This is a genomic window from Halomonas sp. SH5A2, from assembly GCF_014263395.1.
Lineage (GTDB): Bacteria > Pseudomonadota > Gammaproteobacteria > Pseudomonadales > Halomonadaceae > Vreelandella.
In genome coordinates this window covers 2,488,238-2,508,907 of record NZ_CP058321.1, presented here as the reverse complement: position 1 = coordinate 2,508,907, position 20,670 = coordinate 2,488,238, and the positions used below count along the sequence as shown (strand labels likewise).

Annotated in this window: 19 protein-coding genes and 4 tRNA genes; 12 read left to right on the top strand and 11 right to left on the bottom strand. The window is 57.2% G+C overall.

Annotated elements, in window-relative coordinates; translation table 11 throughout:
• Positions 1-3: 3 nt before the first annotated feature.
• A complete protein-coding gene (locus HXW73_RS11760; protein WP_186253279.1) occupies positions 4-573 on the bottom strand; it encodes a Smr/MutS family protein in 570 nt (189 codons plus the stop codon).
• Between the two features lie 155 nt (positions 574-728).
• On the opposite strand from HXW73_RS11760, the gene prmB reads away from it, so the two are divergent.
• The 7 genes from prmB to HXW73_RS11725 all read left to right on the top strand — a co-directional run bounded on the left by prmB (position 729) and on the right by HXW73_RS11725 (position 7,129).
• On the top strand, positions 729-1,688 hold the full coding sequence (gene prmB, locus HXW73_RS11755) for a 50S ribosomal protein L3 N(5)-glutamine methyltransferase (protein WP_186253278.1): 960 nt from the start codon (positions 729-731) through the stop codon (positions 1,686-1,688).
• Positions 1,689-1,701: 13 nt separating this feature from the next.
• The gene (gene aroC / locus HXW73_RS11750; RefSeq protein WP_186253277.1) at positions 1,702-2,793 is read left to right on the top strand and encodes a chorismate synthase; all 1,092 of its coding nucleotides are present in this window, start codon (positions 1,702-1,704) and stop codon (positions 2,791-2,793) included.
• Between the two features lie 73 nt (positions 2,794-2,866).
• Positions 2,867-3,265: a hypothetical protein gene (locus tag HXW73_RS11745; protein ID WP_186253276.1), complete on the top strand. Its 399-nt coding sequence runs from the start codon at positions 2,867-2,869 to the stop codon at positions 3,263-3,265.
• Between the two features lie 180 nt (positions 3,266-3,445).
• A complete protein-coding gene (locus HXW73_RS11740; RefSeq protein WP_186253275.1) occupies positions 3,446-3,856 on the top strand; it encodes a phasin family protein in 411 nt (136 codons plus the stop codon).
• Between the two features lie 111 nt (positions 3,857-3,967).
• Complete coding sequence (gene phaC / locus HXW73_RS11735; RefSeq protein ID WP_186253274.1) at positions 3,968-5,815, top strand: class I poly(R)-hydroxyalkanoic acid synthase; 1,848 nt, start codon at positions 3,968-3,970, stop codon at positions 5,813-5,815.
• A 255-nt stretch (positions 5,816-6,070) separates the two neighbouring features.
• The gene (locus tag HXW73_RS11730) at positions 6,071-6,523 is read left to right on the top strand and encodes a copper chaperone PCu(A)C (protein WP_186253273.1); all 453 of its coding nucleotides are present in this window, start codon (positions 6,071-6,073) and stop codon (positions 6,521-6,523) included.
• A gap of 36 nt (positions 6,524-6,559) precedes the next feature.
• Complete coding sequence (locus tag HXW73_RS11725) at positions 6,560-7,129, top strand: SCO family protein (protein ID WP_240538618.1); 570 nt, start codon at positions 6,560-6,562, stop codon at positions 7,127-7,129.
• Position 7,130: 1 nt separating this feature from the next.
• Here the strand turns inward: HXW73_RS11725 and HXW73_RS11720 are convergent, their stop codons facing one another.
• From HXW73_RS11720 to miaB, 6 genes are all read right to left on the bottom strand, one after another.
• On the bottom strand, positions 7,131-7,472 hold the full coding sequence (locus HXW73_RS11720) for a hypothetical protein (RefSeq protein ID WP_186253271.1): 342 nt from the start codon (positions 7,470-7,472) through the stop codon (positions 7,131-7,133).
• 114 nt (positions 7,473-7,586) lie between these two features.
• Positions 7,587-9,053: an apolipoprotein N-acyltransferase gene (gene lnt / locus HXW73_RS11715; protein WP_186253270.1), complete on the bottom strand. Its 1,467-nt coding sequence runs from the start codon at positions 9,051-9,053 to the stop codon at positions 7,587-7,589.
• Positions 9,054-9,094: 41 nt separating this feature from the next.
• Positions 9,095-9,985, bottom strand: a complete 891-nt coding sequence (locus tag HXW73_RS11710) for an HlyC/CorC family transporter (RefSeq protein ID WP_186253269.1) — start codon at positions 9,983-9,985, stop codon at positions 9,095-9,097.
• Between the two features lie 101 nt (positions 9,986-10,086).
• Positions 10,087-10,554 carry an rRNA maturation RNase YbeY gene (gene ybeY, locus HXW73_RS11705; RefSeq protein WP_186253268.1) on the bottom strand — a complete coding sequence of 156 codons (468 nt, stop codon included), beginning with the start codon at positions 10,552-10,554 and terminating at the stop codon, positions 10,087-10,089.
• The gene (locus tag HXW73_RS11700) at positions 10,551-11,630 is read right to left on the bottom strand and encodes a PhoH family protein (protein WP_186253267.1); all 1,080 of its coding nucleotides are present in this window, start codon (positions 11,628-11,630) and stop codon (positions 10,551-10,553) included. Before HXW73_RS11700 ends, ybeY begins: the two co-directional genes overlap by 4 nt.
• Positions 11,631-11,716: 86 nt before the next feature.
• Positions 11,717-13,060: a tRNA (N6-isopentenyl adenosine(37)-C2)-methylthiotransferase MiaB gene (gene miaB / locus HXW73_RS11695; protein ID WP_186253266.1), complete on the bottom strand. Its 1,344-nt coding sequence runs from the start codon at positions 13,058-13,060 to the stop codon at positions 11,717-11,719.
• A gap of 179 nt (positions 13,061-13,239) precedes the next feature.
• On the opposite strand from miaB, the gene HXW73_RS11690 reads away from it, so the two are divergent.
• The 4 genes from HXW73_RS11690 to HXW73_RS11675 all read left to right on the top strand — a co-directional run bounded on the left by HXW73_RS11690 (position 13,240) and on the right by HXW73_RS11675 (position 14,090).
• Positions 13,240-13,315: transfer RNA gene (locus tag HXW73_RS11690), tRNA-Asn, on the top strand.
• Positions 13,316-13,350: 35 nt separating this feature from the next.
• Positions 13,351-13,426: transfer RNA gene (locus HXW73_RS11685), tRNA-Asn, on the top strand.
• A 50-nt stretch (positions 13,427-13,476) separates the two neighbouring features.
• Positions 13,477-13,552: transfer RNA gene (locus HXW73_RS11680), tRNA-Asn, on the top strand.
• A 175-nt stretch (positions 13,553-13,727) separates the two neighbouring features.
• Positions 13,728-14,090 carry a metalloregulator ArsR/SmtB family transcription factor gene (locus HXW73_RS11675; RefSeq protein WP_186253265.1) on the top strand — a complete coding sequence of 121 codons (363 nt, stop codon included), beginning with the start codon at positions 13,728-13,730 and terminating at the stop codon, positions 14,088-14,090.
• Between the two features lie 72 nt (positions 14,091-14,162).
• Here the strand turns inward: HXW73_RS11675 and HXW73_RS11670 are convergent, their stop codons facing one another.
• On the bottom strand, positions 14,163-16,262 hold the full coding sequence (locus HXW73_RS11670) for a carboxy terminal-processing peptidase (protein ID WP_186253264.1): 2,100 nt from the start codon (positions 16,260-16,262) through the stop codon (positions 14,163-14,165).
• Between the two features lie 139 nt (positions 16,263-16,401).
• Here HXW73_RS11670 and HXW73_RS11665 point away from each other — a divergent pair, with 139 nt between their 5' ends.
• Complete coding sequence (locus HXW73_RS11665) at positions 16,402-17,718, top strand: M18 family aminopeptidase (protein WP_186253263.1); 1,317 nt, start codon at positions 16,402-16,404, stop codon at positions 17,716-17,718.
• Between the two features lie 162 nt (positions 17,719-17,880).
• On the opposite strand, the gene HXW73_RS11660 is transcribed toward HXW73_RS11665, so the two are convergent.
• The 3 genes from HXW73_RS11660 to ychF form a co-directional block, all read right to left on the bottom strand.
• Positions 17,881-17,957 (bottom strand) — tRNA-Met (locus HXW73_RS11660).
• Positions 17,958-18,018: 61 nt separating this feature from the next.
• Entirely contained in the window at positions 18,019-19,446 is a 1,428-nt protein-coding gene (mltF, locus tag HXW73_RS11655; RefSeq protein ID WP_186253262.1) for a membrane-bound lytic murein transglycosylase MltF, read from the bottom strand.
• A 107-nt stretch (positions 19,447-19,553) separates the two neighbouring features.
• Positions 19,554-20,645: a redox-regulated ATPase YchF gene (gene ychF, locus HXW73_RS11650; protein ID WP_186253261.1), complete on the bottom strand. Its 1,092-nt coding sequence runs from the start codon at positions 20,643-20,645 to the stop codon at positions 19,554-19,556.
• Between the last annotated feature and the right edge of the window lie 25 nt (positions 20,646-20,670).

Genomic DNA, 20,670 nt, shown 5'->3' with positions numbered 1-20,670 from the left:
GTCCTACTGACCGCGTTTACGCAGCAGGATATACACCGCGCCGGTGCCGCCGTCGATCTCGATGGCAGAACAGAAGGCCAGGACCCCGGGCCATTCGCGCAGCCAGGCATTGGTGTGGCTTTTGAGTACTGGAAAATCGGCGGTGGTGCCCCAGGCCTTGCCGTGGACAACCAGTACACAGCGAAGCCCTTGAGCGGTTGCGTCACGCAGAAAGCTTTCGAGCTCCAACCTGGCCTCTTCAAGGGTATAACCATGCAAGTCGAGGCCCGCCTGCCAGGCCGTCTGGCCACGCTTTAGCTGGCTGAATGTGCGCCAGGGCAAGTCGGCGACGCTGAATTCCAGGTACTCGGAAGGGCGCACCGCCTCGACCCGGCCATCGGAGGTACGGCCGCTGGTGGCGAAGGTGTTGCTTTCTACCGCCGCCTGCCGTCTGGCCTGCTGGGCATCATCTTTGCGCTTGGGTTTGCCGGGGTCGGCCTGGTTGGTGGCAATGCGACGCACGCCCGCGGCTTTCAGCGCTTGGCGGAAAGCACTGATGTCGTCGTCATCGGGCAGGTGGCGGCGTCGTGTCATGACAGGCTCAAATGGCAAATGGGCAAAACGGAAAACAAGCGCACAGTATAGCGAGATGCGTGCTGCTGTGAACCGGGCAGCGTCAAAGGTACAATCTTTCTTTTACCATGCCGTCTCCCGATGGGGATGGTAGCCTTTGTTGACCAGGAGCCGATGTGACCCAGCCTCTCAACGCCGAGACTTCGCCTTCCTCCCTCAGCCTGCCGGATACGGCGCTGGTGAGCGAGCTTATAACCTTACGCGACTACCTGCGCTGGGTATCCAGCGAGTTCTATTTGGCGGGGCTTTACTATGGCCACGGCACCGAATCGGCATGGGATGAAGCCGTCGCACTGTGTCTGGGGGCGCTGCATTTGCCCTGGAATGTCGACCCAGGCGTACAGGATGCGCGCTTGTTGCCGATGGAGCGCGAGCGCATCGTGGCCCTCACCCGTGAGCGAATCACCACGCGTCGACCGCTGCCTTACCTGTTGGGTGAGGCCTTCTTTGCCGGTTATCCATTCAACGTCGATGAACGCGTGCTGATCCCGCGCTCGCCGATGGCGGAGCTGATAGAGGATGGCTTCGCTGCCTGGTTCCCTGAAGAACCGCCCGAGCGGGTGCTGGATTTGTGCACCGGCTCGGGTTGTATCGGCATTGCCACCGCGCTTTATTTGCCCACTTGCGAGGTGACGCTGGCTGACATTAGCCAGGAGGCCCTTGCCGTGGCCAGACAAAATATCACCCGCCACGATGTCGGTGAGCGTGTTCGTGCAGTAGAAGCCGATGTGTTCAGCGGGCTGGAGGGGCAGCGTTTTGATGTCATTATTTCGAATCCGCCCTATGTCGATAAGCGTGACTTGGCCACCATGCCCGCCGAATTTCGCCACGAGCCTGCCCTGGCGCTGGGAGCGGGCAGCGACGGTCTGGATATCGTGCGGCGCATTCTGCGCGAGGCACGCGGGCACCTGACCGATGAAGGCTGGCTGATTGTAGAAGTTGGCAACTCAGACCGCCACGTGGAGGCTGCCTTTCCCGAGGTGGCGTTCATGTGGCTTGAATTCGAGCGTGGCGGCCAGGGTGTCTTTGCCCTGAGCGCCGCTGAACTCGACGCCCATGCGGCGTCTTTTGCGTGAGGAGCTAAGGCTCATGTCCGGCAATACATTTGGCAAACTATTTACTGTCACCACCTTCGGGGAAAGCCACGGCCCGGCGCTAGGCGCTATTGTCGATGGCTGCCCACCGGGGTTGCCTCTCAGCGAGGCGGATTTACAGCACGACCTGGACCGCCGCCGTCCCGGTAGCTCGCGGTATACCACCCAGCGCCAGGAAGCGGACCAGGTGAAAATCCTGTCGGGCGTCTTCGAAGGCAAAACGACCGGTACCTCGATTGGCCTGATCATCGAGAACACCGATCAACGCTCGAAAGACTATTCAAAAATCAAGGATCAGTTTCGCCCCGCCCACGCGGACTACACCTACCACCACAAGTATGGCCACCGTGACTATCGTGGCGGAGGGCGTTCAAGCGCGCGGGAGACCGCGGTACGTGTCGCTGCAGGCGCCATCGCCAAGCAGTACCTGGCCGCTCAGGGAGTGCAGGTGCGTGGTTACATGAGCCAGCTCGGCCCGATCAAGATCGATTTCAACTCCTGGGACGCCGTCGGTCAGAACGCGTTTTTCTGCCCCGACCCTGCCAAAGTGCCCGAGCTTGAAGACTACATGGATCAGCTGCGCCGCGATCAGGACTCCGTCGGCGCGGAGATCACCGTGGTGGCCGATGGCGTGCCGGTCGGGCTGGGTGAGCCGGTATTTGATCGCCTGGATGCTGATCTGGCGCATGGTTTGATGAGTATTAATGCGGTAAAAGGGATTGAGATTGGCGCCGGGTTTGGTTGCATTGATCAACGGGGCAGTGAGCATCGCGACGAGATGACGCCGGAAGGCTTTTTGTCTAACCACGCCGGTGGGGTGCTGGGGGGGATTTCCAGCGGCCAGCCCATTGTGGCCCGTCTGGCGCTCAAGCCGACGTCAAGCATCACCACGCCAGGGCGCTCAATCGACGTCAACGGTAACGCTGTCGAGGTGGTGACCAAAGGTCGTCATGACCCTTGCGTGGGTATTCGCGCAACGCCCATCGCGGAAGCGATGATGGCGATAACGCTGATGGATCACTGGCTGCGGCAGCGTGGGCAAAACGGTGCGGTAAGCGTTGATACGCCACGTTTAACCCAACGCTAACGGCAAGGTGTCCTTCGCATATCGCTGCTACACTCAAATAAAACAAGATTGGTTAATAAAGCAGGAGCCGCCAATGAAGATTAACGTTGAGTTCGATCTCACCCCCGATGAGTTTCGCCAAGCGCTGGGGTTGCCGGACGTTGAAGCGTTCCAGCAACATCTGCTTGAGAACATTCAACGGCAAATGGAGTCCGGCGTTGAGGGATATGATCCCATGAGCCTGATGCGGCCCTTCCTGCAACAGCCCATGATGCAGCAGGGTCTTTCACAGGGGTTGTCAAACTTCGGCACCTATCAGCAGATGATGCTGGATATGTTGAAGCAGGCAGGCAGCGCCAGTAGCAGCGACGCTTCCGAAGAGGAAAAGGCGCAAAGTGGCACGACAAGTACCAAGAGTGCTAATACCAACACCAACACCAATGCCAAGGGAACAGCATCTTCCCGGTCACGGGCCAAACGGAAAGCAGAGTAGTTTGTGAGGGTAATTTGTGAGAGCAATGTGGCCAGGGCACGACCAAAGCGGTAGAGGTCGTTGTCGTCAAGGTGGTTGCAACACACCCTGTCAATGATTACTCTTTTTGCAGTGCAGCAATTAGCGTTTGTGTGAGTCACTCACGGCTCATGCCAAGGAATGAAAATAGGAGTAGACACCATGCAAGATAAAATGATGGACGCCTTCAACGCCCAAACCCGCCAAATGTTTGAGCCGATGCGCAAGATTAACTCGCTGATGCTCAATAACATGGAAAAGATGACCCAGTATCAACTGGAAGCGATGAAGCGCTACAGCCAAATGGGCACCGAGCGCCTGCGTAGCGCAACCGATGTTCAGGATGCTGAAAGCCTGCGCGACTTCGGCACGCAGCAAGCGGCAATGATGAACGAGCTTTCGCAGCAAATGCAGGAAGACGCTCGCGTGATGAGCGAGATGAGCCTTGAGTTCAAGGCAGAGATGGAAAAACTGTTTGGTGAAGCAGGCAAGCAAATGGCCGACCAGGCCAGTGCCGCTGCCAAGGGTGAGCAGCCCGCGAAAGCGAGCAGCCAATCATCGCGTAAAAGCTGATTGACCCGATTGATCGCGGCGCCCAAGGGCGCCGCGCCTCTTTTGAGCCTTTGATTACCTGCCATCATACGGGCTGCGTATAGGTTGCCGCGCCGGTAGAGGAGAATGAAGATGTCAGCAGAGTGGGAATTACCGCCCCATGGCCTGTCTCAAGAAGAGCTGGAAGCGTGGAACGCCCAGCTAAAAGATATTGGTGAGCAGTATCAAGGTCTCATGCAGGATCTGTTATCGCGCATGGCGCCAAGCGAAGCGGCCGACTCCGTGTATAGCGACATGCGGGAAAGCTTTGAAGCCGGCGCGCAGTCGTTAATGCAGAACCCGACGCTATTATGGCAGACCCAGTCACGCCTGCTGCAGGATCAGTGGCTGCTATGGCAGCAGGGCATGCGGGCGATGGCTGGTGAAGAGGTATCGCCAGTGGTCATGCCGGAAAAAGGCGACCGCCGGTTCAAGGACGAGGCCTGGACCCAGGAACCCCACTTCATGGCCATCATGCAGCAATACCTGCTGTTTTCCCAGATGGTGGATGAGCTGGTGGATAGCTTAAGCGGAATGGACGAAACCCATAAGCGCAACCTGGCTTTTTACGCGCGTCAGATGGTCAATGCGATGTCGCCGACCAACTTTGTGTCGACGAACCCTGAGGTCATGCGCCGCACGTTGGAAACCAAAGGTCAGAATTTGGTCGAGGGCCTGGAGCGACTGCGCGAAGACCTGGCCAATTCTTCTGAAGGCATCAATGTGCGCATGACGGATCGCAGCGCCTTTGGCGTTGGCGAGAACATCGCGGTTACCCCAGGGTCTGTGGTGTATGAAAATGAGTTGATGCAGCTGATCCAGTACACGCCCACCACCGAAAAAACCTATAAAACACCGCTGCTGGTTGTGCCACCATGGATCAACAAGTACTACGTGCTTGACCTGCGTGAAGATAACTCAATGATGAAGTGGCTGGTCGACCAGGGGCATAGCGTGTTCCTGATCTCTTGGCGCAATCCGGGGCCGGAGCAGCACGACATCACCTGGGCGGATTACATGCAGCTGGGCCCGATTACCGCCATGGAAGCGATTGAAAAGGCCTGCGGGGAAAAGTCGGTCAATCTGTTGAGTTACTGCGTTGGCGGCACGCTGACGGCATCGACCGTGGCCTATCTCACCAGCACACGGCGTGGCCGCAAGGTCAAATCGGTCACCTACATGGCGACCTTGCAGGATTTCCGTGACCCCGGTGATATCGGCGTGTTCCTCAACGAACGCGTGTTAGAGGGCATTGAAGAAAGCATGCAGCTGAAAGGTTATCTAGACGGTCGCTCGATGGCCTATACCTTTAACCTGCTGCGTGAAAACGATCTTTTCTGGTCGTTCTACATCAATAATTATCTTAAAGGTGAAACCCCGGCCGCCTTCGACCTGCTTTACTGGAATACCGACGGCACCAACCTGCCTGCCGGAACCCATGCCTGGTACTTGCGGCACATGTACCTGCAGAACAAGCTGGTCGAGCCGGGTGGTATCGAACTTGATGGGGTGAAGATCGATCTCAGGAAAATATCGACGCCCAGCTATTTTGTGTCGGCCAAGGAAGATCATATCGCCAAGTGGAACAGCTCCTATTACGGCGCGCTGTTGCCTAAAGGGCCATCAACCTTTGTGCTGGGTGGCTCGGGGCATATTGCTGGCATCGTCAACCCGCCGCATAAGCAGAAATATGGCTACTGGACGAACGATCAGCTGCCAGAAAGCCACGACGCCTGGTTTGAGGGGGCGACCTTCAATGAAGGGTCTTGGTGGCCCCATTGGCAGGCTTGGATCACCGAAAATGGCTATGCGGATCCAGATCCGAAAAAAATGGTTGCCGCGCGTCAGCCAGGTGAAGGCGAGTTGAGTGTGATCGAGCCCGCCCCCGGGCGCTATGTAAAAACCACGATTCCTGAAGTGTTGGGTGAAATACCCGAATAGGTGATCAAGCACGCGTTGCAAGATAAAGCCCTGCCTAAAAGGCAGGGCTTTTTCGTATCACCAGATAATCCAGCGCCGCTGACATAATGTCGCATCGGGGTTGCGGAAACCTGGAATCTGGCTATGGTGACGGTACTTTTGAAAGGCTCGCTCAGCACGTCAGCATGTCAGCACGTCAGCACGCAAAGCGTTTAGCGTGCGGTGCTGGTAAAATAGCGCCGAATATCTCAGTCCTTCCCTAAGTGGAGAAATAATATGGTCAGGCACCTATTCAATACCCCTCGGCTGTTGGCCGGTGGCATGCTGCTGATGTTGGTAATCGCCGGGCATGCCAGTGGGCAGGATGTGCAGGTCAGCGATGCGCGATTGAGTTTGTTGCCCGGTGAGCAGCCGGGAGCGGGGTATTTTCAGCTGCATAATACCGGCGACGAGACGGCTGTTTTAGTCGGCGCGCAAAGCGAGGCCTTTGAAGACGTCGAGATTCATGTGAGCAGCGAAGAAAACGGCATGGCGCACATGCATGCCATGGAGCAAGTGGAAATCGAGGCGGGGGAACGTTTCGAGTTTGCCCCCAAAGGCCATCACTTGATGTTTATCGGGCGTAAGGAAACGTTTTCTGAAGGTGATGATGTCGAGGTGCTGCTGGAGTTTGACGACGCCCAGCAACTGCCGGTCACGTTCGATGTGGTATCCCCCGCATCGCTTTAATACGCTGTCAAGCAGGACGAGTTAATGATCAAGCGGTTGTTAGTTTTACTGGTTTCACTGTGGCTTGTCGGCTGTAGTGAGCGCAATTGGCGCACGGCAGAGACCTTTGAAATCATGCCGCCGCTGGATTTTTCGCTGATTGATGAAAACGGTCAGGCCGTCGAGGCTGAAGATTATCAGGGTAAGGTCACACTGGTTTACTTTGGGTATACCTATTGCCCGGATGTGTGCCCGATTACGTTAGCCAGACTGGCAGGCACCTTAAACCGTCTGGACGATGATGTCCGTGACGACATTCAGGTGCTGTTTATCTCCGTCGACCCGAAGCGTGATACCCCCGAGGTCGTAAAGCGCTACACCAATGCCTTCGGCTCTGAGTTTATTGGTATTACGGGTGACCTGGCGGAAATAGACGCCCTGACCAACCGCATGCGGGTCACGTATGACTACGAAGAACCTAACCAGCGCGGTGACTATATTGTGACGCACACAAGCGCGGTTTTTGCCTTTGATCGGGAAGGGAAGGCGCAATTCCTGATACGCGACTCGCACCCCATCTCTGACGCGGTAGCAGATATTAATCAGTTGGTGAGCGACGGTGCCTGAATTACTGGCAGGCAACCGATAGGCTACAGCGCGACTTATAGCGACTCGACTTGATATCCAGCTCTACGCTGTCGTGTTGCGTATCGTAAAGAAACGACGCATAACCCCTCTCTGATGAGGCCGTGCGATACAGGCCGCAAATGGTATAGCCGTACTGCACTTTCTGCAGCTTTGAAAGCTCGATGCCACTTGCTTCCTGGTTAATCTCTTGCGCCAGGGCTTGCTGGATATCCTCATCCATATTGCTGTCGGACAGCGCCTGACCACCAAAGAGAACGCCACCCAAGAGCAATGCAATAAACAGTGGAAGAATCACCAGTAACAGAAAAGGGCGAGATTTCAACGAGGCTGCCTCCTAAGTGGCACGGTTGAATAGAATGCGGGATCAAGTGATCTCACACTAACCCGGCAGCAACTGGCGTCGCTTACCGGGCTAATAGTTTATCAAGTTAATAGTTTACCGGCGGTGCGTTCGAGACACACCCACAAGGGTCATCAGTGCGGCTAAAAACCACACCGGCCAGCTACCCATGCGGGTAAACGGTGTTAACCCTTGAGTAGCGTAGAACTCGCCGGTAAGCGATGTGGTCTCGAACTGGGGCGCACGCTCGACGATGCGGCCCTGTGCATCGATGATGGCGGTAATGCCATTGCTGGTAGCCCGCAGCACGTAGCGGCCATTTTCCAGCGCCCTGAGGCGCGCCATCTGCAAGTGTTGGTGCGGGCCGATCGAGGCACCAAACCAGGTATCGTTGGACAGCGTCATCAATACATCGCTGTTCTTGGCGCGGCTGGCCACCAACTGCGGGTAAATGATTTCATAGCAGATGGCATTGCCGATGCTGACCCCCGCTGCCTGCATTGGCGCCTGATCGGAATCGCCTTTGGTAAAGCTCGACATGGGCAGGTTGAAAAAGTCGATGGCGCCGCGTAGCAGGCTTTCCAGTGGTAGATATTCGCCGAAGGGCACCAGGTGTTCTTTTTGATAGCTGCCCTCGACATCGCCAATACCGACGACGCCATTGAACAAGCGTTCCTCGATATCGCGCTGGACGATACCGGTCATCAATGCCGTGTCGGCGGGCAGGTTGCTTTGTACCCGCTCAAGCACCGGGCGTGCCTGGGTTTCCATCATGGGCAGGGCCGTTTCCGGCCACACAATCAGGTCAACGTCGTCGCCGACCTCGCGAGTCAAGTCGCTATAAATATTGGCGGCGTTGCGCTGGCCTTCGGGGGTCCATTTTTCCAGTTGGGGAAGATTACCCTGTAGCAGTGCGACCCGTGTCGGTGTTTCGGCGGGCGTGGTCCATTGCGCTGGCAACGCGAGGGGGGTTAGCCAGATAGCCGCCAGCGGCACGAGCGTCCACCATTGGCGGCGCAGCAGTAGCGCCGCGCCGAGTGCGCCGCTAAGGGCAACCAGCAGCGAGAGCAGATAAACGCCGCCTATAGGCGCCCAGGCCGCCAGTGGGGAATCCACATACCCTGACCCCAGCAATAGCCATGGAAAACCGGTAAATAGATAGGTGCGCAGGACTTCTCCCAGCACCCAGATGCCGGCAAAGCTCACAAGCTCCAGCCGAGGGCCGGTAAAGCGGCGGTAGAGCCAAAGCGTGGCGGCGTAAAACAGTGCCAGCACGCAGACAAACAGGGCGGTGAGAAACAGCGCAAGCGGTACGCCGGTATAGCCGTAGTCGTGAATCGATACGTAGACCCAGGAAGCACCGCTGCCAAACAGCGCCACGCCGTACAGCCATCCCTTGAGGGCCGCCTGGGCGGCGGTTAGCTGATGAGTCCCTGCATACATTAAGCCTGCCGCCACCGGGCCTAGCCACCACAATTCGAAGGGCGATGCTGTCAGTGTGGTTAAACCGCCAGCCAGAAGCGCAACAATGAGCTGTCGATAGACAGCGGGAATACGACCCATAACGAGATGTCCTTATGTCCTGAACGTAAAAAGCGTGAAAGCTAGGTGTCTTCCTGCTCGTCGTCGCTGGTATCAGGGCGTTGTTCCCGGTAGGCCTCTAGTAGGCGGATACGGCGATTGTCTGCGTTGAGGACTTCGAAGCGCCAGCCGCCCAGGTGAGTATATTCGCCGCGTTGGGGCAGGTGGCCGAACTGCTGCATGACCAGTCCGCCGATGGTGTCAAACTCATCGTCGGAGAACTGGGTATCGAAGTGCTCATTGAAGTCGTCGATGGTCGTGAGGGCGCGGATGGCATAGCGCTTGTCTTCCAGCTCGCGGATATCTTCTTCCTCGTCAGCGTCATGCTCGTCTTCGATATTGCCGACAATCTGCTCAAGGATATCCTCGATGGTAATAATGCCCGCTGTACCGCCGTATTCGTCGACCACGACGGCCATGTGGTTGTGGGTATCACGAAACTCTTTCAGCAGGCTGTTGAGCCGTTTGGATTCAGGAATGAACATCGCCGAACGGACGATATCATCCAACTGAAACGCATCTCGCTCCGCTTGAGTCTGCGACAGGAGCGGCAATAGATCCTTGACCAGCAAAATACCTTTTACATCGTCAAGGTTTTCGCCAATCACCGGGTAGCGCGAGTGGCCAGTCTCTTGAATAAGCGCCAGGTACTCTTCGCTGGTCTGATCAAGGGTGATCGCCGAGATTTGCGAGCGGGGGATGAGGATTTCGCGAACCTGTTGATCGCTGATTTCCAGTGCGCCTTCAATGATCATGATGGCGTCCTGGTCAAGCTTTAAACGCCCCGCCGCGTGGCGTAAAAATTCCAGTAACTCATCGCGGGAGCTGGGTTCGTCGTTGTCGCCGGAAAGGGCGCTAAAGAGTTTCTCGAGCCAGGATCGTTGATTGGCGTTGCTCGATCGGTCTTCGCTCATGCAGGTAATCTCTTGTTGACGGACTCAGGTGGAGTGATTCGAAAGGACGTTTTATCACTGACCAGGGGCGCGGTACCAGTTCAATGTATGGGCCTTAAGTCTCATATGTCGCCAATATAAGGGTCGGTAATGCCCAGGGCGGCAAGCAGCTCGCGCTCACATTGCTCCATCACCTCGGCATCTTCTTCTTCCATGTGATCATAGCCCAATAAGTGCAAAGTGCCGTGAATCACCATATGGGCGTAATGATGCTCGAGGGCTTTGTGCTGCTCTTCAGCCTCTTTGACAACGACGGCATGGCAAATCACCAGATCGCCGAGTAATGGCAGCGTTATGCCCGGTGGGTTCTCAAACGGGAATGACAGCACGTTGGTGGGCTTATCCTTGCCCCGATAATCATGATTGAGTGATTGGCTTTCAGCGAGATCGACAAAACGCACGGTCAGTTCCTGTCGTGGCTCGTCGGGGTGCCGGGCAAGCACATCGCCCACCCAACGGGTGAGCTGTGCCTGAGTCGGTAGCTGCTGATCGTCGATGGCGGCCTGACGGTCGATCACGATGTCATTCATCGCGAGGTATCCCCCGAGCTTTCGCGGCCCTGCAGACGGGCTTCCCGCTCTTGCTGGCGCGCTTCCCGACGGGCGCGCTCCTCAGCTTCCTGCTGGGACTCGAAGGCGTCGTAGGCTTCGATGATGCGCTGCACCAGCGGGTGGCGAACCACATCTTTGGCGGCAAAGTGGGTGACGCCAATTCCGGCGGTGTCCTTTAGCACGTCGAGTACCTGGATCAGGCCCGAGCGCTGGCCTTTGGGCAGGTCAACCTGGGTGACGTCACCGGTGATTACCGCGGTGGAGCCGAAGCCAATACGCGTCAGAAACATTTTCATTTGTTCGGGCGTGGTGTTCTGGCTCTCATCCAGGATGATATAGGCATTGTTGAGCGTTCTGCCGCGCATATAAGCCAGCGGGGCAATTTCGATCACCTGGCGCTCGATCAGCTTGGCGACCTGCTCAAAGCCGATCATTTCGTAAAGCGCATCGTAGAGCGGGCGCAGGTAAGGGTCGATTTTCTGGGCGAGATCGCCGGGCAGAAAGCCGAGCTTCTCACCGGCTTCCACCGCCGGGCGGACGAGTAGAATACGACGTACTTCCTGCTGGTTAAGCGCTTCCACGGCGGCCGCGACGGCAAGGTAGGTTTTACCGGTACCCGCGGGACCAATGCCGAAGTTGATGTCGTGTTCGCGAATACTGGTGACGTAGCGCTGCTGATTGAGGCCACGGGGCTTGATCATGGTGCGCGGTGTGCGCATGATCACTTCACCGCTATCGCCTTCTGTATCGTCTTCTTCCTCCAGCGCTTCCAGGCCGGATTCTTGAAGAAACAGGTGGACGGTGTCGGCCGATACTTCTTCCGCCGCGGTTTCGCGGTAGAGGTGTTCCAGCACGTTGGCAGCGGCTTTAATGCGATTGGCAGGCCCAGCCAACTGGAACACATTGCCCCGGTTGCGCAGTGTTACGTCCAGGCGGCTTTCGATCAACTTCAGGTGCTCATCCTGCTGACCACACAGGCTGGCAAGGCGCTGTGGGTCATTGGGTTCAAGGCTTAACGTGGTAATGCGATTGGCCTGAGGCGATGGCTGGCTCAAGAGAGAAAAACCTGTCGGTTGATGGGTGTCAATGTCAGCTTACTGCCCCAAGCGGTGTTGGGGCAATTAACTAAGATAAGCGATGTTCAATAACGCTCGGGTGAGGCGAGTTCACCGCGCAGCGAATTGGGCAGGGCTTCAGTAATTTCCACGTCCACGAAGTAGCCGATCAGCTCGGTAGGGTTGGCGGCGCGGAAGTTGACCACCCGGTTATTTTCCGTGCGTCCGGACAGCTGGCCGGGGTCTTTCGGCGAAAAGCCGGTTACCAGAATGCGCTGGGTGGTGCCCACCATGCGGCGGCTGATCTGGCCGGCCTGCTGGAGAATACGCGCCTGCAAGATCGCCAGACGTTCTTTCTTGACGCTTTCCGGTGTTTCATCTTCGAGCGCGGCGGCGGGTGTGCCGGGGCGTGCCGAGAAAACAAAGCTGAACGAATGGTCGAAACCTATGCGATGAATCAGATCCATCGTCGCTTCAAAGTCTTCTTCCGTCTCGCCGGGGAAACCAATAATGAAGTCGGAAGAGAAGCTGATGTCCGGGCGGTTGGCGCGAATCCGCTCCATCTTTTCGATATAGGCTTCTGCCGTGTGGCCACGCTTCATCGCGCTCAAGATGCGGTCCGAGCCGGATTGCACCGGCAGGTGCAGGTGGCTGACCAGTTCGGGGATATCGGCATAGGCATCCACCAGGCTGTCAGTGAACTCAACCGGGTGCGAGGTGGTGAAGCGAATACGATCGATCCCCTCGACCGCCGCAACACAGGCGATCAGTTCGGCAAGATCGATCTCATCGCCCAACTGGTTTTCGCCCCGGTAGGCGTTGACGTTCTGGCCGAGAAGGTTGACTTCGCGCACGCCCTGGTCGGCCAGGTGAATGACTTCATCCATCACCGCTTCAAACGGCCGCGAGACTTCTTCGCCACGGGTGTAGGGCACCACACAGAAGGTGCAGTACTTCGAGCAGCCTTCCATGATCGACACAAAGGCAGTGGCGCCGTCTGAGGTGGGTTTAGGCAGATGGTCGAACTTCTCGATTTCCGGGAAGGTCACATCCACCGCGGCAATCTGATTGTCGCGGCGTGCATCCAGCATGGACGGCACCCGGTGCAGTGTCTGCGGCCCGAATACCATGTCCACATGGGGGGCACGCTTGCGCAATGCTTCGCCTTCCTGGCTTGCAACGCAGCCGCCAACGCCAATGACCAGATCAGGGTTGGCGTCCTTGAGTTTTTTCCAGCGTCCCAGCTGATGGAACACCTTCTCCTGCGCTTTTTCACGAATGGAGCAGGTGTTGAGAAGAATGACATCGGCTTCGCGCTCGTTATCGGTCAGTTCGAGCTGATGAGAAACGCCGAGCATATCCGCCATGCGGGAGGAGTCATACTCGTTCATTTGGCAGCCGTGCGTTTTGATGAAGAGCTTCTTCGCCATCGGTACCTGTCATCTATGGGTCGTCGGAAGGACGAGGAATGAATGAAGTGTCGTTGCGCCTGGGCGCTAATGATTGTGCGCATTATACGGACACAACCAACAGGCGGCTAGCGTTGACGCGGAATCGGTGCTTGACCGTTACGTTTCTATCAGTATACTACGCACCGTGTTTGAGCAGTTCCCCGATAGCTCAGTTGGTAGAGCAAATGACTGTTAATCATTGGGTCGCAGGTTCGAGTCCTGCTCGGGGAGCCAATACACTGATCTCAAATACGGCAATATCAGATTGTTCCTCGATAGCTCAGTTGGTAGAGCAAATGACTGTTAATCATTGGGTCGCAGGTTCGAGTCCTGCTCGAGGAGCCAAATTGCCCCGCAACACCGTTTGTACCTACCGTTTACGGTAGTCCTATTGTTCCCCGATAGCTCAGTTGGTAGAGCAAATGACTGTTAATCATTGGGTCGCAGGTTCGAGTCCTGCTCGGGGAGCCATCTAGCGTCTGTTTTCCTTCCTTCTGTGACGCCAGCCGTTTATCGATTTCGATCTTCCTTCCTTTGATTCTTTTGACAGTTCTCTTGACGCGAACATTGAGCGCCTGGGGCTTTGCCGATACAAACGCCAGTGACGTAAACTATCAGCATTATTGACCAGGTAGGGATAATCGTCTTGGGAAAATCCACTCCGTTGAATGCACTGCAGGTATTCAAGTGCTTAAGCGATGAAACGCGGTTGATGCTGGTGCTGTTGATTGCCCATGAGCAGTCGCTGTGCGTGTGTGAAATGACCTATGTGCTTGAAGAGTCCCAGCCCAAGGTGTCGCGTCATCTGGCGCAGCTTCGCCAATGCGGGCTGCTGGTGGACCAGCGGGACGGGCAGTGGGTTTATTACCAGCTATCGCCGCAGCTGCCGACATGGGCGCGGCATATTATTGAGTCGGCACGGCAGGGTTGTACGGCCCAACTGGCCCGTTTGACGCAGCGTTTGGCCGTCATGGGCGACCGGCCAACACGGCGAGCCGTACTCTGCTAGTTGGCAAAAAAAACAGCGCCGATGCCAGTGGCATCGGCGCTGTTGAGGCCCTCGTTTATGCTGCTACTTCGCTTACCGGTTGACGAAGCGCGCGGCGCTTTCTAGCTTCGCATAGTCGAGCAGAACTTCGGCGGCTTCCAGCACATGAGCACGCTCTACCGGCATGTCTTCCTCGTCTTCTTCATCGCTATTGCCGTTTTCACTGTCGTTATCGCTCAGCGAGGTCTCGTCGCGAGCGTCGGTCCATTCCTCCAGCTCTTCAAGCCCCAGGGCGCGACGCCGCTGGTTTTCCAGCGCCAGCTGCTCGGATTCCTGAGCCTGGGTTTCACGCTCGCGCTGCTCACGATTCAGGCTGACGCTGGTGTTCTGCTCGCGAAGTTCCCGGGACAGCGCCGATTGCCGCTCCAAATAGCGGAAGTTGGGGTTTTCCTCCGCGCGTTCCTGATGGGCTGACAACAGAGCGTCAAGGTAGCGTTCGGGTTCTCCGTACTGCCGGTACTGGACGTCCTGAACCGTGTCCCATTCCAAGGCGTGATCCAGGCTGCTTTCGCCGATACGTTCCGGGTCGATCAGGCTAGGGAAGTCAATATCGGGTTCGACACCGCGGTTCTGGGTGCTCTCGCCGGAAATGCGATAGAACTTAGCGCGGGTGAGCTTGATCTCGCCATGGCTCAAATCGCTCAGCGTCTGCACTGTGCCTTTACCAAAGGTCTGGCTACCCATCACGATACCGCGACCATAGTCCTGGATGGCCCCAGCGAGAATTTCTGACGCCGAGGCGGATAGACGGTTCACCAGCACGCCCAGTGGGCCGTCGTAAAGCGTGCCTGCTTCACTGTCGCCGTAGAGGTTGATACGCCCGTCAGCGTCGCGAACCTGAACGGTGGGGCCGCGATCGATAAATAGGCCGATCAGCGAGTTGGCTTCCTGAAGGGCGCCACCACCATTGTTGCGCAGGTCGAGCACGATGCCTTCAACATCCTGGCGTTTTAACTGCTCAATTTCCTTGGCGACATCGCGGGTGGTGCTGCGGTAGTCATCCTCTCCTGCCTGCCAGGCGTCGAAGTCGACATAAAAGGTGGGGATTTCGATCACCCCGAGGCGGTGAGTGGCGCCATCACGCTCGACGTCAATCACTTCGCTCTGGGCGGCCTGATCTTCCAGGTCGACCGTATCCCGGGTGATCTCAACGGTTTGTGAGCGGGTCATGTCGACCGCCTGGGCGGGTACTACATCCAGCTTCACCACGGAGCCTTTCGGGCCGCGAATCAGGTCGACCACGTTATCCAGACGCATGCCAACCACGTTGACCATCTCGCCGTCTTCCTGACCGACGCCAATAATCCGGTCCGCGGGCTCCAGAACGCCAGCTCGTTCAGCCGGGCCGCCTGCCACCAGGCTGGAGACTTTGACGTATTCACCGTCGGATTGAAGGAGTGCGCCTATGCCTTCCAGCGAGAGGCTCATTTGAATGTCAAACGATTCGCCCTGGCGCGGTGATAGATAGCTGGTGTGGGGATCAATGGTGCTGGTCACCGCGGCCATGATCAAGCCAAAGACGTCTTCCGATTCGGTTTGTTCCAGGCGGGAAAGCTGCCCCTCGTAACGCTGGCGAAGATTCTCGACAATCTGTTCGTCGTCCTGATCGCTCAAGGCAAGCGTCAGGGCATCATTTTTCAGCCGTTTTTGCCACAATGCATCCAGCTCGCGCTGGCTCTCGGCCCAGTTGGCGTCCTCGCGTTCAAGCTCAAGGCGTTCGTTGCCGTCGAAGTTGAACGTCGTGTCGTCATCGAGGTGTTCGAGCAGCCATTCAACTCGAGCGGTATGGCGCTCGTTGAGACGGTTGTAAAGGGCAAACGCTTCATCCAGGTCGCCGTCGAAAAGGGTGTCGGCCAGATCGGTTTCCAGGTGACGATAGGGCTCAATGTCGCTGCTTAGCAGGTAGGCCCGCTGGCCATCCAGAATATCCAAGTAGCGATCAAAGGCTTCTTGTGACCAGGCTTCGTCAAAGCTGACATCGGCGTAGTGGCCATAGCGGAGCGAATCGGCAATTTCGACCGCCGCCTGGCGCTGTTCTTCGGTCGGCTCAAGTTGCGCTAATGCCATCGGGCTGGTGACGACCAGCATGATGGTTAGGGCGATTGAACGCGAAAGCGTTGCAAACAAGCTCATCAGTCAAGCTCTCCCGGATTTGTGTACACTCATGCTTTCCTAGACCCGCATCTGACCAATGAGTTGCGAAGGCCGAAGGAGCATTGTAGCAGGTCACCTGCTTTGCTGAGACTCAAACATGTAGGTAATGAGGATTTCCATGTCCGAAATATTCAACGCTGATCGCGTCGCCCGGTTATGCGAGTTCTTGCGCCAGTCTCCCACCCCCTGGCACGCCACCCATGCCATGGCGGGGCGTCTGGAACAAGCGGGTTTCGAGCGCCTGGAAGAGACGGCCAACTGGCAGCTGTCGCCCGGTCAGCGCTACTACGTGACACGCAACGATTCATCATTGATTGCCTTTCAACTGCCCAAAGGGCCACTGCACAGCATGCGCATGCTGGGCGCCCACACCGATAGCCCGGGGCTGCGTTTAAAGCCCAATGCCACCCAGCATGCTGCCGGTTGGCTTCAGTTGGGGGTGCAGGTGTATGGCGGTGCCTTGCTTGCGCCGTGGTTTGACCGCGATCTGGGTATCGCTGGGCGAGTGCATATCCGTCACGCCGATGGGCAACTGGAAAGTGTGCTGCTTAACGTTGATCGGCCGGTGGCGATGATTCCGAGTCTGGCGATACACCTTGACCGGGACGTCAATGCTGGGCGTAGCATCAACCCGCAAACCCAGATGGCGCCCGTGCTGATGCAAAGCGAATCCGGCAAGCTTGAAGATCTGCTGGCGCGCTGGTTGGAAGCTGAGCATGGCTTGCGGGCGGTCGACGTGGTGGATTTTGAATTGGGCTTTTACGACGTTCAACCGCCTTCTTTGGTGGGCGTCAATCAGGAGCTTATCGCGAGCGCACGGCTGGATAACCTGTTGTCGTGCTTTGTGGGTCTGGAAGCGTTGCTCGACTGCGATGGTCAGCAGGGCGCGCTGCTGGTCGCCAATGATCACGAAGAAGTCGGCAGTTCCAGCGCCTGCGGCGCCCAGGGGCCATTTCTGGGTGATGTGCTGAAGCGTATCAATGCTCAAATAGGCAGGGGAAGTGAAAAGGGCAGCGAAGAATCGCTGATTCAACTGATCCAGTCATCGCTGATGATCTCTTGCGATAACGCCCACGGGCTGCATCCCAACTTTGCCGATATGCACGATGAGCAGCACGGACCGTTGCTGAATGCTGGACCGGTGATCAAGATCAATGCCAGCCAGCGTTACGCGACCAATAGCGTGACAGGCGCGTTGTTTCGGGATGTCTGCCGCACAGCCGACGTGCCGGTGCAGTCGTTTGTGACGCGGTCTGACATGGGCTGTGGGAGCACTATCGGGCCGATCACCGCCACTGAGGTCGGCGTGCCCACCATCGATGTGGGGCTGCCCCAGTGGGCCATGCATTCAGTGCGCGAAACGGCGGGCACCCATGACGTCGAACACCTTACCCGGGCACTGGTCGGCTTTTTAAACCGCAAGATGCTAATTTGAACCAAAAGGGAAACATTTTAAGACCAGAATTAACCCTCGGCAGGGGGGGGCGCCATGGATGGGTTTACAGCGCCCCCGCATAGGGTTAATTCTGGTCGTTCGTGTTGATTAGCCAGCACAAAAAAGCCCGCCGACAGAGTCAGCGGGCTTTCAATGTTCGCATGGTGGCTACGCCCTGATTTGAACAGGGGACCCCATCATTATGAGTGATGTGCTCTAACCAGCTGAGCTACGTAGCCATTCAACGGAAGCGCATAATACGCATCTGCCTTGGCCGCGTCAAGCCCGCCATGCTCGGCGTTATTGCTCGTCGGTCGATAGCGGTAACCATTGCATTGCAGGCTCGATCACGTCCTGGTAGTTGCGGATTCGTTGCACATAGTGCACTGGCTCATAGCCCCGGGCGTAACCATAGCGGGTCTGCGGGTAGTAACGTTTGTCGGCCTTGAGCGGCAGGACCTCCTTCATGTCTTCCCAGGAATTCGGGTCTTTGCCCAGCTCCCGGGCCAGCTTTCGGGCATCCAGCACGTGGCCGCGGCCAATGTTGTAGCTTGCCAGGGCCAGGTAAGTACGATCCGGCTCCGGGAGAGTGTCGGGAAGGCGCTGATGGCGGTCGGCAAGATAGCGGGCGCCACCATCGATGGACGCTGCCGGGTTCAGGCGATTGTCGACGCCAAGAGATTGGGCGGTGTTCTGCGTCAGCATCATGATGCCACGCACACCGGTAGGGGAGACCGCTTGCGGGTCCCAGTGCGATTCCTGGTAAGCCAGCGCGGCAAGCAGGTCGGCGGGCATGCCGGTCTCGTCCTGAGCCTCCAGGAAAAGGTCAAGGTAGTCAGGCAGGCGTTCGTCGATGCGCCGGTTGAGCGCGCGCAGGTCAACGAAGTCGAACTCGCTGATATAAGCGTAGTAGCGCTGCTGCACCTCGTTGATGCTTTCCTGGCCCTCGGGGCTTGCCATCCATTGGTCGGCCATATCGGCCAGTGCCTGTTGGTCGGCAGGCAGGTACCAGCCCAGCCGGTCACCGCTGGTGAGGTTGATGGCCACTTCCAGGTGCGGAAAGTGGCGGCGAACCAACTGCACGATATTGGAGTCGCCAACGGTGCAGTCGATACGCTTTTCGGCCACTTCGGTCAGTAGTATTTCAGTGGTACGCGGATCTTCCTCGAAGTCGATGCCCGTATGCTGGTTGACCAGGCTCTGCAGCTTTTCAGCGTAGCTGGAATCTGCCGTGACGCGGATATCGATCCCCGCCATTTCCTCTACTTGGCGCGGCATGGGGCGCATGTCGCGGTGACAGACCAGTTGCTCGACGATATCGGTGTGAGTAGGGCCCCGGCGGAAGTGTTCATCCCGGGACGGTAGGTGCGTCAGTCCAGCGGCGGCGAGCCGTTGCTCATCGTCTTGCAAAGACTGGAGTACCCCGGATGTGGACTCGGCAAGCGTCCATTCAACCTCCCAGTCGTTGGCCTCGGCGAACGCTTCGACGAGGTCGTGCTCGGGGCCAGCCGACATTCCTTCACGGTCAATGAAGTAAGTGGTGGCGCTGTTGCGGGTAACGACGTTGAGTGTCCCGCCCGGTTCGGGCGGGTCGACCTGTGTAACCGTCGACTCGCTCTGGCCGCAGCCTGAAAGCATTGCCAGCGGTAGCAGCAAGCTGAAAATTAACAGGCCGGATCGGGGTGCATGACCGATAGTCCGATCATCTGGGTAGGAAGAGTAAGGCATTCATTAACCCTAGCAGGCTTCAGCGCTGCCAGGAAGGCAGCGCTTAAACGCTAGGTTATCGGTCGCGAAGGTTCACCGCTGCGCTTAAGCAGTGACTGCGTTGCGGACTATACATTGAAACGGAAATGCACCACGTCGCCATCCTTGACGATGTATTCCTTGCCTTCCAGTCGCCATTTGCCCGCGTCTTTGGCGCCTTGCTCGCCGCCCAGTGAGACAAAGTCGTCGTAGGCGACCACTTCGGCGCGGATAAAGCCTTTCTGAAAATCGGTATGGATGGCGCCGGCGGCTTCCGGTGCAGTGGCCCCTTGCTTGACGGTCCAGGCGCGCACTTCCTTGACGCCCGCAGTGAAGTAGGTTTGCAAGCCGAGCAACGCATAACCGGCGCGAATCACGCGATCCAGGCCGGGTTCTTCCATCCCCATCTCGCTTAAAAACATCTCGCGTTCTTCGTCGTCCAGCTCGGCGATTTCGGCTTCGATCTGGTTGCAGACCGGCACCACGACAGCGCCTTCCTCGGCAGCGATTTCGTTGACGATATCGAGATAAGGGTTATTGTCGAACCCGTCTTCATTGACGTTGGCAATGTACATGGTGGGCTTGAGCGTCAAAAAGCCAAAGCTTTTAACCTGGAGCTGTTCTTCTTCGCTCAAGCCAAAGCTGCGTAGCGGCTGCCCCTCGGCGAGGTGTGGGTGAATTTTGTCCAACACGGCTTTGGTGGCGATGGCGTCTTTATCGCCACCTTTGACAACGCGCACCAGGCGCTGACTGGCCTTTTCGACGGTATCCAAGTCGGCAAGCGCCAATTCAAGGTTGATGGTTTCGATATCAATGCGCGGGTCGACCTGATTGGAGACGTGGATCACGTTGTCGTTATCGAAACAGCGCACTACGTGGGCGATGGCCTGAGTTTCGCGGATATTGGCCAGAAACTTGTTGCCCAGTCCTTCGCCTTTTGAGGCGCCTGCCACCAGGCCAGCAATGTCGACAAACTCCATGGTAGTCGGCAGCACTTTTTGCGGTTTGACGATCTCGGCCAACGCATTAAGGCGCGGGTCGGGCATGGGGACGATCCCGACGTTGGGTTCGATGGTGCAGAAGGGGAAGTTTTCTGCATCAATACCCGACTTGGTAAGCGCATTGAAGAGTGTTGACTTGCCGACGTTGGGCAGGCCGACGATGCCGCAGTTAAAACCCATAAAGTGTTCCTGAAATAAAATGGTA

Excerpts from the sequence above, each read along its gene's own strand:
- HXW73_RS11670 (WP_186253264.1), bottom strand. The coding sequence starts at position 16,262 with ATGAGCTTGTTTGCAACGCTTTCGCGTTCAATCGCCCTAACCATCATG.
- mltF (WP_186253262.1), bottom strand. The coding sequence starts at position 19,446 with ATGCCTTACTCTTCCTACCCAGATGATCGGACTATCGGTCATGCACCC.
- HXW73_RS11760 (WP_186253279.1), bottom strand. The coding sequence starts at position 573 with ATGACACGACGCCGCCACCTGCCCGATGACGACGACATCAGTGCTTTC.
- lnt (WP_186253270.1), bottom strand. The coding sequence starts at position 9,053 with ATGGGTCGTATTCCCGCTGTCTATCGACAGCTCATTGTTGCGCTTCTG.
- ybeY (WP_186253268.1), bottom strand. The coding sequence starts at position 10,554 with ATGAATGACATCGTGATCGACCGTCAGGCCGCCATCGACGATCAGCAG.
- HXW73_RS11665 (WP_186253263.1), top strand. The coding sequence starts at position 16,402 with ATGTCCGAAATATTCAACGCTGATCGCGTCGCCCGGTTATGCGAGTTC.
- phaC (WP_186253274.1), top strand. The coding sequence starts at position 3,968 with ATGTCAGCAGAGTGGGAATTACCGCCCCATGGCCTGTCTCAAGAAGAG.
- ychF (WP_186253261.1), bottom strand. The coding sequence starts at position 20,645 with ATGGGTTTTAACTGCGGCATCGTCGGCCTGCCCAACGTCGGCAAGTCA.
- aroC (WP_186253277.1), top strand. The coding sequence starts at position 1,702 with ATGTCCGGCAATACATTTGGCAAACTATTTACTGTCACCACCTTCGGG.
- HXW73_RS11745 (WP_186253276.1), top strand. The coding sequence starts at position 2,867 with ATGAAGATTAACGTTGAGTTCGATCTCACCCCCGATGAGTTTCGCCAA.
- HXW73_RS11730 (WP_186253273.1), top strand. The coding sequence starts at position 6,071 with ATGGTCAGGCACCTATTCAATACCCCTCGGCTGTTGGCCGGTGGCATG.
- HXW73_RS11740 (WP_186253275.1), top strand. The coding sequence starts at position 3,446 with ATGCAAGATAAAATGATGGACGCCTTCAACGCCCAAACCCGCCAAATG.
- miaB (WP_186253266.1), bottom strand. The coding sequence starts at position 13,060 with ATGGCGAAGAAGCTCTTCATCAAAACGCACGGCTGCCAAATGAACGAG.
- HXW73_RS11710 (WP_186253269.1), bottom strand. The coding sequence starts at position 9,985 with ATGAGCGAAGACCGATCGAGCAACGCCAATCAACGATCCTGGCTCGAG.